Raw genomic sequence first — 15,543 nt, forward strand, 5'->3', positions numbered from 1 at the left:
GCAGTTTATGATAGCAAAAATACATCGAGGAGGGCAGCTGTTAGGAGTACTTTTGTACAATCACAACAAGGTGGATAAAGGACAAGGTGAGGTGTTATATGCTCAAAAAGTGATACAACCTCTGCAAGGAAATGTGGGCATTTCAGAAGTGTCTCGCTCCTTTGCACCTTATCTCTATGCCAACATAAGGACAGAAAAACCTATCCTACACATCTCCCTTAATCCCGATCCTAACGATAAGGTGAGTGATGAGACCTTTGTAAAGTTGGCTACTGACTATATGGAACAGATGGGCTTTGGCGACCAACCTTTTGTGGTTTACAAACATTCGGATATTGAGCGCAAACACATTCACATTGTATCGCTGGGGATAGACGAAGAAGGCAAGAAAATCCCTGATACTTTTGAAAAAATACGCTCAATGAAAGTATGCCGAGAGTTGGAAACGAAATACCAACTTATCCCTGCTATCACCAATGATTCACAGCTAACAGATGATGAGCTCTTGCCTTTGTCTAAATTAATACCCTTAGATTACCGACAAAACGACCTTAAAAAGGAGTTGATACATACTGTAAAAAAATTGCTAAAACACTATCATTTTGCTTCGTTAGGAACGTTCAACGCCTTGCTCAATCAGTTTAACATAGCGGTAGAAAAGGTAGAAGGCGAACTGCAAGGTATTCCTAAAAAGGGCTTGGTATATGTGGTATTGGATGAGAATGGTAATAAGGCAAGCCATCCTTTTAAAGCCTCCAAGCTTGGCAAAACACTGAGCTCACCTTATATCGAAAAACACTTGCAAAAGGGACACGAATACCTAAAAGGACAAGACACCACTTCCTTAAAGGCACATATCACCTTTGCCAAAGAAACAGCTCATAGCAAAAGTGAATTTGTTCAGGAACTAAAAGCAAAAGGGATAGAGGTTGTCTTTCGTGAAAACAAAGAAGGGAGAACCTACGGGGTAACCTTTATCGACCACAACAGTCGATGTGTGTATAATGGATCTCAGCTGGGGAAGGAGTTTTCTGCCAATGTTTTTCATCAGTGGCTAAAATCGTTAGAAGAGCCTCCTACGGCTTTAACCTCTCAGGTAAATATGCCGTCTGTACCTCCTTATGCAAGTAAAAATAACAACAATACTAGCACTGTTGAAGAGGATACTTTTATTGACACTTCTTGGACACATTACCAAGAGGATTTTGGCAAGGACTCAGCATTAAATGCTTTCTTTACTCTTTTCTCTTTGGATGATCAAGGGGTAGATTACGAAGAAGAGGATTTTACCAGAAGAATGAAACGTGCTACTGCCAAACGGCGAAAAATGAAAAACAAATCTTAAGTGTAGCCAGCTCATTGGCTCAGCTAATTATAAAATATTGACAAACACTAAAAACAGAAATAAATATGCAAAACGATGATGATTTAAGAGCATTAGCCAAGATTATGGCTTTTATGCGTGCAGTAAGTATTCTCATAGTACTGATGCACCTCTATTGGTATTGTTATGGCTTTTTCCAAGGCGAAAAATGGATATTAGCCGTAGTAGATAGAATCCTGACCAACTTCCAACGAACCGCAGGACTGTTCTCTCACCCGCTATACACCAAATGCTTTGCCCTCCTGCTCTTAGCCCTAAGCTGTTTGGGAACAACAGGCGTAAAAAACGACAAAATTACTTGGCGAAAGATTTACATCGCTCTGGGGGTAGGAGTAGCCCTCTACTTTGGTAACTTTTGGATTTTGTACTTGCGCCTTCCTGCTTCAGTGGTTGCCTTTTTCTATATCCTTACCCTATCTTTGGGCTACATAGCGCTCCTTATGGCAGGTTCGTGGATGAGTCGCTTGTTAAAAGACAACCTTTTAGACGATGTTTTCAACAATGAAAACGAGTCGTTTATGCAGGAAACACGCCTGATGACAAACGAGTATTCTGTGAATCTACCTACTTTGTTCTACTACCGCAAGAAGTGGAACAAAGGCTGGATCAATGTGGTAAATCCCTTTCGGGCGACCATAGTGCTGGGGACTCCTGGTTCTGGTAAGTCTTATGCTATTGTGAACAACTATATCAAACAGCAGATTGAGAAAGGTTTTGCAATGTACATCTACGACTTTAAGTTTGACGACCTCTCTACCATTGCCTATAATCACCTACTAAAAAATTTAGACAAGTACAAGGTAAAGCCCAAGTTCTATGTGATAAACTTTGATGATCCTCGCCGTAGTCATCGTTGCAACCCTATCAACCCTAACTTTATGAGTGATATTTCCGATGCCTACGAGTCTGCTTATACGATTATGCTCAATCTCAACCGCTCGTGGATCCAAAAGCAAGGTGATTTCTTTGTAGAGTCGCCTATCATTCTCTTGGCTGCTATTATTTGGTTTTTGAAGATTTACAAAGGTGGTAAGTACTGTACTTTTCCACACGCCATCGAGCTATTAAACAAGCCTTATGCTGATGTTTTTACTATTCTCACCTCGTACCCCGAACTTGAGAATTACCTGTCGCCTTTTATGGATGCTTGGCAGGGAGGGGCACAAGACCAATTACAGGGACAAATAGCCTCAGCTAAAATACCGCTTTCCCGAATGATTTCTCCACAGCTCTATTGGGTAATGACAGGTGATGATTTTTCGTTGGATATCAATAACCCTAATGAACCTAAAATACTTTGTGTGGGCAATAACCCCGATAGGCAGAACATTTACTCGGCAGCTCTGGGACTCTACAACTCTCGTATTGTAAAGCTCATCAACAAAAAAGGGCAGCTCAAATCCTCAGTGATTATTGATGAGCTGCCAACGATTTATTTTAGGGGGTTAGACAACCTAATTGCCACAGCTCGAAGTAATAAAGTAGCCGTTTGTTTAGGCTTCCAAGATTATTCACAGCTCACTCGTGATTATGGCGATAAGGAAAGCAAGGTAATACAAAATACAGTGGGGAATATCTTTAGCGGACAAGTAGTAGGGGAAACAGCTAAAACCCTTTCTGAACGTTTTGGAAAGGTATTGCAGAAAAGGCAATCTACCACGATCAATCGCAATGACACTTCTACCTCCATATCTACACAATTGGATAGTTTGATTCCTGCCAGCAAAATATCCAATCTTACCCAAGGGATGTTTGTAGGAGCTGTTTCTGATAATTTTGATGAGCGTATCGAACAGAAGATATTCCACGCTCAGATTATAGTAGATAACGAGAAAGTAGCTGCTGAGACTAAAACCTACCAGAAAATACCTCAAATCCTCTCCTTTGAAGACGAAAACAGAGAAGACCAAATGCAACAACAAATCCAAGCCAACTATAAGCAGGTAAAAACAGACATCATTCAGCTCATCACTGACGAGCTCTTTCGCATTGAAAATGACCCTGAATTAGCACATTTGATAAGGAAAGAAGAGGAAGGGGAATAAGACAAAAGGATAGATGAAAGGATAAAAGCTTTCATCTATCCTTTTTAAAAATAGATTTTAATACCTAAACTCCTCCCAACCATATTGCCAATATTTGGGATTAGGACCAAAATCTCCATCTCCTAAATCAAAATCTCCAGAGCAGGGTATGCGATCTTCTCCCCAAGAGGCTACCGAAGTTTTTTTAGTTTTATAACTCGTCCAAGTGCCAAAAAATTGGTAATTCCTACTTCCATCGCTCTGAATAAATAGTTCAGTATATACAGGTTTTTTATTTATTCCCTTATACCAAAGAACAAGCATTTCCCCCTTAAAAACACCTGTAGCTGTAAGATTCTCGTCTTCTTTTAGCGTATATGAAAAAGTAGAAAAACCTTCTGCTTCTCCCTTTTTTAGAGGCCCATCCCCATCAAAAGCGGGTGCTGTAAGTCTGTAATGAGACTGCAAAGTGAACGTTCCTTTGAAAGTCCGCTTGTTTTTGTTCATCACAGTGCTAAAACCCTCTACTTCATAGACATCTTTGTTTTCTTCACTCTTTTTTATAGAGGTGAAAGTGATGCGCAAGCGTTTGCGATTTACCCCTATGAATCCTAAAAAATTATCTTTTTTACCGCTTAAAACTTGTAACATATCAAGATGAATGTTGTATTTTTCATAAGGTACATTATGTGTTGTTTCCTTTACAACATCCTTAAAAGTACAAGGTTGTGCATACATTGTGCTACATAACAGCACTAATGTATAACAAAACCATCTGTTTAGTGCGGGAAACAGTAATTTCTTCATATTTTATACGATAACTTTTTTGTATTTCTCATAGGAGGTTTTACCTCTTTTTTATCCTACTTTTGTGGATATAGCCTATTTCATTGTCTTTTGTCATTACTTGCCACCAATTTCCTGTGGTATCCAGTACTCTTATGGGTAGTCCTGAATCTACTGTAGCTATAATTTTAGAAGAAGTACTCTTACCTTCTCTTACATTGGTATAACCATCTGGGTCAGAGATATAGTATTTATAATATTTTAAGTATACTTCAATATCTTTCTTGTCAGATTTTGATATTTTAGGGTCTTTGAGAATTTTTAATAAGATTTCTTTTACTTCTAAATCCCCTCTAAGTACAAAATATTCAAGAAGAGGACCATCTACATAATGATATTCTTGATATCGATCTTTAATCAGTAGCAAATTAGATTTGTATAGCAAAATGCGAGCTTCCTCTAATTCTTTTAATTTTTGATTGAGGTTTTTGTCGTTTTTGAATAGAATCTTCATTTTTTGTTTTAAAGTAACATTACTCAAATCCCATTCTGACAATTCATCAAAATAATTATCGATGTTCACCTTAGCTTTATTAGAATTTTTATATAAAAATTCTAACAATTCTTTTTCATTTTCACTTATGGAAAGCTCCTTATACTGTGCTATGCATTGGAGCGTACAGCCTATCAATAGTATTAATAGTATTTTTTTCATTTTATTTATTTTTCTTATTTTCAACTCCTTTGAATACTTTATTTGTAACATATACTCTTATTTCAGGATTCTCTTTAGATATTACTTTTTCTGTTTTCATTCCTTCTATGGCTTCCCTTGGCTCTATAATAAAGCGAATAGATTTCTTTTTTAAAGCTGGTATTTTATCTATAAATTGGTCTTCTAAACTTTTTGAACCATCTTCAGGTCTTTTTTTACCACCAGTAGTTAGACATCCTTCAGCATCGTGTGGGCTAAAACTATGTATTCTGATAGCTTGCCTTACACCGTCTACTCCTCTAATCTCATCTAGTTTAGGATTATCGGATACTTTTAACCTATGCTTTTTTTTCCCATATCCTTCGGGTTTATACGACAACCAATATGTGCCAGGAGGTGTTTCATTTCTGGAACCATACCTTTTATCACTTCTTGGTTTTTTATCTTCTATCTTCCACGCATCTCTTGCTAATTCAAATGTATCAGTGGGCTCTAACACATCTTTGTTTTTTATATAAGTTTCATAACTTATTCCATTATAAATGTTAACTTTATACATATAATATTCTCCTCGTCCTCTACTTATTTCACCTAAAGAAGTTGTTTCTCCAGTTAAAACAACAACAGCATCATCTTCTTTTTTCTCTTGTACCTTAATTTTCTCAATAGCAATTCTTCTTACTTTTACAGGAGAAAAATTTTCTTCCATATGAGGTAGAGAAGGTTCTTTAATAAGTACTATTTTTGCGTTAATTCTGTAATAATCAGTATAATCCTTGCCGTCTAGTTTGTATTCAGAACGTATCATCACAGCGGAAAGAATGATAGTTCCATTATTATATTGGGTAAATTTTGTTAAGTCAATAGGGAGGATAGCTTCTCCTTTATCATTTATAGCTACTTCTTTTTGGCAAAGAGATTTTCTATAGTATGAATCCCAATTCATACACTGTCTTGTGGTGTCACTAACATTTTCCAAAACACAAACCCTAATTTTCCGACTTACCATATTTATGGCATATATTTTAAGGAAAATAGAAGTACTTAATTCCTGTATATCATATTTTACGGTATCTCCTTCATCACAAAAATAGGTGTCTACTATTTCTGAGTCAGGAACAATAGTTAGATGTTTGGCCAATTCAGCTTCTGAATTTCCTATATGAAATTGGGAATCAACAGATTTTACTTTGAAAAATAGTTTACCTTCTTCGCTTAAAGAATCCTTAATCTTCTCTTTGTGGTCTCTAGTTAATACAAAAGGAATGTATATATTTTCTTTATTTTCAACAAGTTGATAATTTGAAGTAATCCAATCATCAGCTGAAGCCTTATCATCATCATATACATCTACTATAACTTTCTCTCCTAGTAGATCTTGATGCTTTACAAAAGCATATATTTTTTGATAATAGCCTGCCTTTTCTAAAATATTTCCAGTAGCACCATCCTTGTCTATCCATTGAGCAGTTTCGGGAAATATCTTAGGTTGAATAACATTAACATCTTCTTTTACTTCGCCCTTTTCATCAAAGATATAACATTTTACTTGAAACTTTCCTCCTTCTTTGAAAGTGTAATCAAACTTAAATCCTGTGCCTCTTCCTATTGTTTTTTCATCTTTGATAACTTCCCAATGAATATTTTCAAAATCATCTAAATCTTTGAAAATCATATAGTCATCTTCCTTTTTAGTGTCTTTTACCTCAAATGTAACTTTTTTTCCGGCTAATACGGGTCTCTTAGAAACATCAAATTTATTAACCTTATTTTTAGCCACTGAAAACTCACAAAAAGCAACAGCTTTTTTATCTGTACTATTTTTGAAAACTTCAACCTTATTATTATCTTTTTTACAATTGGCAATTATCTCTCGAGGTATCTCAATTTGAGCTCCTTTTGCATTTAAGACTTTTCCATTGAGTTTCCAAATAAGGGTAGAAGTATCTATTGCAGTATCTTCTGCTAATACAGAGTTTTTCTTGTTAAACTTTAATTTTAGAGATTTATTAGGGCGAACAAATTTTACTTTTTCAGGAATGATTGTGATTTCGGCAGAAGAATTTTTGCTAATAGATTCTTTAAACTTTTTTACTTCTTCCTCAAAATTTTCAACCACTCTCATTGAAAATTCGAATGTTCTATTTCCAAATTTTACAATAACAGTATAGGATGACCTATTTGTGGCATTATATGAATATTCATTCTCCTTTCCTTCTCTTATGATTTTTCCACTTGAAGTTCCCCCTATAGGTGTCACTTTCACAAGATGCAACAATTTATCTGAAGTAGGAAGAACATCATCTTTAAACTTTAGTCTGAAGGTAACTTTTGTTCCTTTTTTTACTATATAAACGTTGTTTTTAAAATAGGTATTAGCCCTTTCAACACATTCAATTCCTTCTAAAACAGGTTTTCCTACTTGAACTTGAGTAGCAGTACTTTTATTGATCTCATCTCGTTTTCCATAGCTCACAATAGTATATTCTCCAGCTTTCTCAAAAATATGTGAGAACTCTGTTCCTATCTGTTTTTCCTCCTTAACGATATGATTGTCATCACATTGGTTACCCTCATAGACAATCCACGAAGTAAGTCTTCTGTCCCCTTTTTCTAATTGGGCAGAAAACGTTACTTTTTGTCCTTCTCGTATGTATTGTTTGTTGTCCATAATTGTGATTTAATCTTCTATTTGTTTGATAGTAACATTTTTAACTACTGGAAAAGCTAGTTCTTTCTTAGGCATTTCTATAGCAGGATTTACAGCATTTACTTCTAACGGGGTAGTGTTTTCGGAATGTTGTAATAGTACACTATCTGTTTGTCCGTGTTTGGCAATAGTTATCTTACCTCCTATCATACATTGTAATTCTGAAATTTCTGTAAGCGTATTTTTGCCTAATACTTTTGTACCTTCATAAGTTTTACTCCACTTAGGGGCAAACTGTGGTGAGCAAGGTAAATTCCCTGAAGAAGAAGGTTTCAAAGTACATTTTCCAAAAGTCATCGCTGCTGGAATAAAAGTTTTATCATCTTCAGTCGCTACATATTTATCAGATTGTTCATTAAATGTAATCATCTTATGAGAGGTTACCCGAAGTGTAGCCTGTTGTGGAGTTTCTGCTTTATCACAAATACACTTAGCTCCATTTACCACATAATATTTATCATCATGTTCACTATTCCCTTCTTGCTTTTGTTGTTCAGCAGCAGCTTCTTTCTCTTTTTCTTCTTGTTGTTTTTGCTCTTCCTCTCGTTGTTCTTGTTTTATTCCATCTTTAAAAGGAATTTCTCCATTAAGTTCTCTTACCTCCTCAGATGAAGGAATTAATAAGGTTATGTTAGAGTGCAACTCATTACCTACCTGACTATTGAAGTCGGCACGCTCATTATGATACTCTTTAAGCTTCATTGGGTCTTTCAAGCCTATTTGTTTAGCTATAGAAACATAAGTATCTTTACGCTTTACTGTATATTCTGATGACTCTTGCATAATCTTTATTTTTTTGTTAGCGTTAATTTTTGGTCGTATAGAAAAATATTTTCAACTTCAATAGTTACATTGGTCTCTGAATACTTTACTCTTCCTGTTTTGCCTGTATAATCTGTTTGATGCACAAAGTTAGTATACATCTGTACATTTTCCTGTTCAATTTCTACATAGTATTCTTGGTTATGGATATATGTGATTACTTTATCCATCATCTCTTGTGCATTTGCTATTTTGGGTTCATAATATATTTGGTTGCTTTCTGTTCTTTTTTCTATGTCTCCTTTCCAAAAAGACAATCCTATGGGGAGGATATTCCATAACAAAGGATAACCAGTATCAGAAACAAACTTTCGTATGCTAAAACTCAATGCTTTTACAATATGCAACTGCTTTATGAACTCCCTTAGTTTTTCTGGAGTATCTGTTGCTTTAAAAAAATGTGAGCGGATATGTTCTAATCCTTCTCCCTCATACGTTGTTAAGAGTTCATTATCTACTTGTTTTATACGTTGTTGTATTTCAGAGATGTTAGCTACAAAAAGCACATAGTCCTTGACCTTGCATTTCAGAGGAAAAATAGCTTCCATATACTTATGTGATATAGATAAGAATTTAGTATCTATTTCCTCCCCATTTACTAAAAACTGATTTCTCTCAATCACCACATCATAAGTAGGCTTTTTCTCTGTCTTTACAAAGATATTATAGGTAAGAGTAGTGTTATATTCCTGTTCTCCTATTTTTAATGTAAGTATATCTTCAACGGCATAAGTAGCAGTTGGGAATAAATTAGGTGTATTGATGTAGTTATTTGTCATAATAAATTTTAGGAACATTATTATCTTTTTCCATTATATTGTCATTTGTCAAATAATCCCAAATTACCTGTTAAGTAACTGTTCTGCTAAAATAATGTGCAATTTGATTTATAATAATCGTATCTTTTTGTGAATATACAAGATGAAAAGTAAAATGCATATGCCATAAGATATCTCATTCCCATTCTTCTTTTAAAATTATATAAATACGTTTTTTACTAAGTATGTTGTATTTTCCGTTTTTATAAAGCTGATATACAATCTCAAAAAGTGATCCGTCAATTACATCATAATAGAAAAGGTTGGTTACAAAATAATCTTTCTCTTCTTTTATAATAGTAGGTGTCATTGTATCTGTATATATTTTATAAATTCCTTTTTTTTTACATAATTCATTAAAATTATCATCAGGGACTACATATTCCATTAAATACAAAAAATACAAAGCCTCTTCCTTTGTTTCAATAGGAGTTAATCCCTTTACAGCTGCTTTTTTATCCCATAGTTTAAACTTGTTTTTGTGCTGCTCTACAATACCCATTGCTATAAAAGCATTTGCAAATCCATATCTACGTACTGATAACCAGTAAGGTATTTCTCTTTTGTGTTTTTTTAAATAATCATTATTATAACCCACCCAAATGCGACTTTCAGCTTCATATAAAGGATTTCCTTTTTTACTTTTTCTATAAGCATATCTATCCACTCTTAATAAATTGTTTTTTTCAATTATAGGCATTATTTTTGCCTCAAAAGACATAGGTATAGAATCTACTTTGTTTTTATAGAAATCAAAAAGTGTAAACCTTTCATTTATAGCAACAAATGAGACGTTTTCTAACTTAACTTCTTTTTCTTCTGAAGGAAGTATTGTAAGTTCATAACCGAAGTGCTTAGGGAAATACTCTTGTGCTGATACAAAACAAAAGATATTAAAAAAAATATAAAGAAGCAGTCTTTTTTTCATTTTTATTTTTCTATATAATTATTAATTTCATATTGCATAACGCCCCATTGCCAACGATAAAATGATTTTTTAGGAATTTCTACTTGGTTATAACGTATATAGTCATCCATAAAATTATCAGTAGATCCATGTTTGAAAGTAAAATATTTGTATTTCTTCATTACTTCATAATCTTTTATGTAGTCTTTTTCTTCTTCCGTTGGATCTGTTTTTTGTTTATTAGAATTATAAATTTCTTCATTTATCAAAAGTTTATAGATTTCTGATAGCCCTAGCAAATGCCCTATTTCGTGTACTGTGGTCATTCTTTTATCATAACCTTGGTAAAGGATACAGCAATTCTTTTTAGTGGGAATGACATTTGACTGTCCTCCTCTTCCTCCTTCTAACATAAAATATTTACCCTTATAATTACTATCTAATTCAGTTTTATATTTACAAATATATTTATACACTTTGGTCTTATTTCCATTTTTATTAACTTCTAATTCTTCATAGATATCATACCCTCCATAAGTTTTAGGTTTATTAGGTATGTATTTTATAAATTGAATTCTTTCTACATTGAGAATAAAAAGATTAACTCCTTTATTTGGTTTTGCGTATATTTTTTCTAAAATTTCTAAGGTATTCTCATTAGCTACAATTCTCTCTGTACGATTATAAGCCTTTTTAAAATCCTCATTATCACTTTCATCAAGGAAGCTTATAGCTCCTATCGAAAGTAATTCTTCTATACTTTTATTTAAAGTGTCCGTTTTTACACTTGTTTTTATAAATGCTTGTTGGAAAGATTTTTCATTAAAAATCTTTTCCATTTCAGAAGCAGAAATAGGTCTGCTCTCTATACCATTACCCTCTATATTAATAATTGTAACTGGTAGATGATATTCAACATCATTTTTAGCCACATTAAGTTTTCCTACTTCCTTATTGTCTTTATTAAGAACGGGAATACATATATCTTTAGTTAAAGATTTTGAACAAGTAACTGTTACTAAAAATTCTTTTCCTTCCTTTTCCTTTTTTTGAATATTCTTTAATTTTATTTCATTAGGTTCAAAACTAATACTTTCAGTAGTAGGAATTTTAATAATATCCTTCCTACTCAGTTTTCTTTTTATATTTTCTAACTTCAGTGCCAGTTTTACATCTTTTTGTTTAGGTAACATACTAAACCAAGGAACAAAATATTCTTTATCCTTTAATAATTCTACTTTTTCATTTTTCTCACAATCATAATATTCTTTTTTTAACTCCTCATAATTATTACAAATTGTACTATAGTCATCACGCATCCAATCAAAACCAAATTCTCCATAATAGTCTTCTGGTCTTCTGAAATGGATAAGGTAATCAGGCTCTTCCTTTTTCTTTGATTCAGGAGGGGTATGAACCCATAGTCTGGCTATGGATTGTTGTCCTGTTTCTTTTAGTGTTATTCTTATACCTGCCATAGTTTAGTTGTTTCTTTGTTCTATTATTTTTAGTTTGATGTGCTCTATTTCATTGTTTTGAAAAACGTATCCTTTGAGAATATCATTCTTTAAATGTTCTCCATTATATTCAAAATCTATTTCATTATCAGTTAGGTCTAAATCAGCTTCTTTTCCTGCGAGATTTACACCTTCTATTACTAAATAGACTTCTTGTCCTATCTCTCCTCTATTTCCCAAAATTTTATCATTGAGGTCAGTAAAATAACTCATAATAATTTTAGGTTCTTCTTTATCAACTGTGCTATATTGTACACCTCCATTTAAACCTTGCATTATTACTTTTTGGGCACTTATCAAGTTTATTTCATCAGTAGCTCTGATTGTTATTTCTTCAGCTTCTTCATAAGAAGTACCACTGCTTATAGTATAAGTGTCACGGACTGTGATGTATATGTTATTAGCTTTCTTAAAAATTCCCATAGCTTTACTTTTTAATGTGAACTACCTTGCTCGCCACTATTAGATTTTACAGATTTTTCACTTTGTAAAATCATATTTTGCTTGGTGCTCACTACGGTTATTTTATCAGAATGAGAGTCGCTCTTCTTAGCTTGTATGCTTCTTTCGTTTTTAGAGATTTCACCTCTTACATTAGAGTCTTCTCGTATATCACCAGAAGCAGATTGAGAAATATCTTTACCTGCTATATCTACCATATTCACCCCTGCATTGCTAACAATGTTTAAAGAAGCTGTTGAAAATATATTTTTATTTGCATTTAAATTAATATCTCCGCCCGCTTTGAAAGTAATATCTTTTGGAGCACTTACATTGATATTTCCTTGTCCGTCCATTAAATAGGTATTACCACTGGGGTCTTCTATAAATACACTACCTTCAGCATCGTCAAAGATAATTTTAGTACCTGAACGAGTATGTATCACTTTCTTATCATTTCCTGCTGTGTGGTATTTGCTAAACTCCTTTCCGTTGTAATTAGAACCTACTACAAACGGACGCTCGGCATTTTGGTCTTCAAAGTCTACCCATACTTCTTCGCCTATTTCAGGGATGAAGTAAAAGCCTTTGCCACCTCCTGCATGAGGTTGAACCACGCGTATCCAAGGGGTTTGGGCTTGGTATTTTTCTTGCCAGATAAACTGTACACGCACGCGTCCCCAACCTTCAGGGTCGTTGTTGTCAATCACTCGGGCTGGTTGTTGTTCGGCTCGTGGGAGGGCTTGTTCATCGTAATAATAGGCTACAAATACATCGGGGATGGCTACAAACTCATTGTAATAGATGCCTTCTCCCTGATAATGAGTTACATCAATTACGCGATAAGTCTCCATTGGTAAGTCATTGATGTCCTTTAGCTTGACAAAACCTCCAATGCACACATGAGGATTTCTGCTCTTACCTCTGACTTGCATTAGTTGTTCTCTGCTTTCTTTTTCTCTTTGTACAGCATCTCTGAGGTAATCTCCTCTAAACTCATCGGGTAGAGCACCATAAGTCTGATCGGTAGTCTTAGCAAATACTTTCTCTGAGGCTTTGATAGCGGTAAATTGGAATGGATTTTCTTTGTACTGAGGTTCTGTCTCGCTACTACTTTTGACCTCTGTTCGGGTCATTTGCGAGTTATAAGAGAGGTAGTTAAACTTTTGAGGTTTGAGCATTAGCTCAAATTCAACTTCCCTAAGGTCACCTCCTTCATAAAGGGTTACAGTTTTCTGTGCACGACTACCAAAAATAAATTGAGTGCCATTATAGTAGAAAAACTCACCATAACGTTTGGCAAGGCGTTGGATAAATTGATAGTCGGATTCGTTATATTGTACAGTATAAGGGATTTTCTCTTCGTTATTAATAAGCCCTTCTATATGGATTTGTGATTCTTGAGGGTATTCCTCTGTAGCTTCTTTGATGATTTCAGGGAGCGTTTTATTCTCGTATGACTGGCAAGTTTTTCCTCCGTCTAATACGATACTTGGAGCATATCCTGAAATGTGCAACTTACCATACCCTCCTCCTTGATTTTTCTTATTGCAGATATTGGCAATTATTCCTCTAAAAGTATAGATAACACTTCCAAATTGATGAAAATGAATAGTAATATTTTGTCCTAAGAGCTCTTGCGAGTTTTTCATTACTTGCCCTTTGAAGTCGTCAATAGCAGTGTCATTAACGATAATAGTAAACTCATCGTGGGCATTGGTATGTTGGGTGAGATGTGTTTCAAAAGTGGCATTATCCAAGAACCCTTTACCATCAATGGTAAGGGTAACCATCACTACAGGATTAGCTTTGTCCACTAAAAAGTCTTGAAAATTTTTCACTGAAGCAAAGTGGGCAAGATCATCAGGGTGATTGGTGCGATATTCTGTGAATTGTTCATCATTTGTACTCATAAGATTCTCTTTTAAAGGGTAATTTTTGGGAATAGTTTAGTTTAAATACATTGCTATTTAATTCTGCAATAAAAAAACATTTTTTATAGATTCATTTTCCATTGCTTTTCAAAAGTAACTCCGCCAATGATAAGTTGTTGTGCAGATATAATAAGCTCTATTTGCAAGGGTTCAGTACTATTTGCGTTAAAGTCTTCTATAAAGTTCACACAAAATGCCTTCTTGAAGACAAGTTCTTGCAGCTTACTCATAGCATCACGGCGATAGTAGATAATCTTACCATCTTTGGTCTCATTATTATCTCTCATCCACTTAAAGAAGTCTGGTTCTCCTGTACTTTCTAAGCGGAGATGTATTTCACCTCCTGTAGGCATTCCTTCAGGTAAGCCCGTTCTATCTCTACTTTGAGAAAGTTCATATTTGCAGGCTAACACATTGTAAGTTTTTCCGTCTAATTCTAATCTAACTTTGAAAGACATATCTATATTTTTTTAGGAATTATACTTTTGTTTTTATTCTTGTCTGTTTTAAGCAAAAAAGGGCAACTCCCAAAAGAGCTACCCTTTTTCTTAATTTTTACACCCACTCATTTTCGTAGGCTCCTGTACCCATTTCTAACTTCCTCGCAGAAATAGTAAAGGATTCCGTCAGGGGTTTCTCTCCTGAGGCATCAAAATGCTCTCGATGTTTTACGAGGTAAGCCTCAGTGAATTTCAATTCTTTTAGGGTAGCTTCACTATCTCTTTTTAAGAATGTAATACTACCATCTTTACGTTCAAAAGAATTGGTCATCCACTCGAAGAAGTCAGCTTCTCCTGTGCTTTCCACTACTACATCAATTTTTCCACCACGTGTAACGGTAGAAGGACGACCTGTCGCATCTGTTTCTTGAAACAGTGCATAACTTACGCTAAGAATATTGTATTCTTTGCCTGCTACTTTTAGTTTTGCCTTAAATGACATACACTTAAATTTTAAAAATTAGAAAAACATTTAAAAACCAAAGGAGATTACACCCATTCATTAACATGTTTGGCTGTACCCATTTCTATCTCTTTTGCAGAGAGCGTAAAGGTTTCTGTCAGAGGATTGTCTCCTGCTGCATCGAAATCTTCTTTGTACTTTACAATGTAAGCTTCTTTAAATTTAAGCTCTTTTAAAGTAGCCTCACTGTCTCTTTTGAGGAAGATGATGCTTCCGTCCTTGCGTTCGAAAGAGTTGGTCATCCACTCAAAAAGGTCGGTATCACCTGTGCTTTCCACAGTGATCGTAATTTTGCCACCTCTGGTAACCGATGATGGTCTACCTGTAGCATCAGTCTCCTGTAACATTCCGAAATCAACCGAAATGATGTTGCGCTCTTTTCCCGCAACGTTTAATTTAGATTTAAAAGACATGTTTAAAATAATTTAAAAATTTAATAACTCAATAATACCAATTATGGAAATATATATAAAATGTCTCCAAAACCTTATGTTGAAATTCTGAACCTTCTTATATTATACG

At 34.3% G+C, this 15,543-nt stretch carries 14 protein-coding genes; 2 read left to right on the forward strand and 12 right to left on the reverse strand.

Features of this window, described 5'->3' with window-relative positions; genetic code table 11:
• Positions 1-7 precede the first annotated feature (7 nt).
• Both mobB and mobC read left to right on the forward strand, forming a co-directional pair.
• On the forward strand, positions 8-1,345 hold the full coding sequence (gene mobB / locus C8P65_RS05990; RefSeq protein ID WP_107782027.1) for a conjugal transfer protein MobB: 1,338 nt from the start codon (positions 8-10) through the stop codon (positions 1,343-1,345).
• A 65-nt stretch (positions 1,346-1,410) separates the two neighbouring features.
• On the forward strand, positions 1,411-3,429 hold the full coding sequence (mobC, locus tag C8P65_RS05995; RefSeq protein WP_107782028.1) for a conjugal transfer protein MobC: 2,019 nt from the start codon (positions 1,411-1,413) through the stop codon (positions 3,427-3,429).
• Between the two features lie 57 nt (positions 3,430-3,486).
• Here mobC and C8P65_RS06000 read toward each other — a convergent pair whose 3' ends face one another.
• The 12 genes from C8P65_RS06000 to tssD (C8P65_RS06055) all read right to left on the reverse strand — a co-directional run bounded on the left by C8P65_RS06000 (position 3,487) and on the right by tssD (C8P65_RS06055) (position 15,434).
• Positions 3,487-4,215 (reverse strand): hypothetical protein, encoded by a 729-nt coding sequence (locus C8P65_RS06000; protein WP_245887346.1) that lies wholly within the window; start codon positions 4,213-4,215, stop codon positions 3,487-3,489.
• A 40-nt stretch (positions 4,216-4,255) separates the two neighbouring features.
• Positions 4,256-4,909 carry an SH3 domain-containing protein gene (locus tag C8P65_RS06005; RefSeq protein ID WP_170069083.1) on the reverse strand — a complete coding sequence of 218 codons (654 nt, stop codon included), beginning with the start codon at positions 4,907-4,909 and terminating at the stop codon, positions 4,256-4,258.
• 1 nt (position 4,910) lies between these two features.
• On the reverse strand, positions 4,911-7,580 hold the full coding sequence (locus C8P65_RS06010) for a hypothetical protein (protein WP_107782031.1): 2,670 nt from the start codon (positions 7,578-7,580) through the stop codon (positions 4,911-4,913).
• Positions 7,581-7,589: 9 nt separating this feature from the next.
• Entirely contained in the window at positions 7,590-8,402 is an 813-nt protein-coding gene (locus C8P65_RS06015; RefSeq protein ID WP_107782032.1) for a DUF4280 domain-containing protein, read from the reverse strand.
• Positions 8,403-8,407: 5 nt separating this feature from the next.
• On the reverse strand, positions 8,408-9,220 hold the full coding sequence (locus C8P65_RS06020; protein ID WP_146162921.1) for a hypothetical protein: 813 nt from the start codon (positions 9,218-9,220) through the stop codon (positions 8,408-8,410).
• A gap of 175 nt (positions 9,221-9,395) precedes the next feature.
• On the reverse strand, positions 9,396-10,187 hold the full coding sequence (locus tag C8P65_RS06025) for a hypothetical protein (protein WP_107782034.1): 792 nt from the start codon (positions 10,185-10,187) through the stop codon (positions 9,396-9,398).
• A gap of 2 nt (positions 10,188-10,189) precedes the next feature.
• Entirely contained in the window at positions 10,190-11,644 is a 1,455-nt protein-coding gene (locus tag C8P65_RS06030) for a hypothetical protein (RefSeq protein WP_107782035.1), read from the reverse strand.
• A gap of 3 nt (positions 11,645-11,647) precedes the next feature.
• The gene (locus C8P65_RS06035) at positions 11,648-12,106 is read right to left on the reverse strand and encodes a hypothetical protein (protein WP_107782036.1); all 459 of its coding nucleotides are present in this window, start codon (positions 12,104-12,106) and stop codon (positions 11,648-11,650) included.
• Between the two features lie 11 nt (positions 12,107-12,117).
• Positions 12,118-14,037, reverse strand: a complete 1,920-nt coding sequence (locus C8P65_RS06040) for a type VI secretion system Vgr family protein (protein WP_107782037.1) — start codon at positions 14,035-14,037, stop codon at positions 12,118-12,120.
• Between the two features lie 83 nt (positions 14,038-14,120).
• Complete coding sequence (tssD, locus tag C8P65_RS06045; RefSeq protein ID WP_107782038.1) at positions 14,121-14,516, reverse strand: type VI secretion system tube protein TssD; 396 nt, start codon at positions 14,514-14,516, stop codon at positions 14,121-14,123.
• 97 nt (positions 14,517-14,613) lie between these two features.
• Positions 14,614-15,000, reverse strand: coding sequence for a type VI secretion system tube protein TssD (gene tssD / locus C8P65_RS06050; RefSeq protein ID WP_009389045.1), 387 nt, complete (start codon positions 14,998-15,000; stop codon positions 14,614-14,616).
• A gap of 47 nt (positions 15,001-15,047) precedes the next feature.
• Positions 15,048-15,434, reverse strand: a complete 387-nt coding sequence (tssD, locus tag C8P65_RS06055; RefSeq protein WP_009389044.1) for a type VI secretion system tube protein TssD — start codon at positions 15,432-15,434, stop codon at positions 15,048-15,050.
• Positions 15,435-15,543: the final 109 nt, after the last annotated feature.

The sequence above is a fragment of the Capnocytophaga leadbetteri genome, from assembly GCF_003054025.1.
GTDB lineage: Bacteria > Bacteroidota > Bacteroidia > Flavobacteriales > Flavobacteriaceae > Capnocytophaga > Capnocytophaga leadbetteri.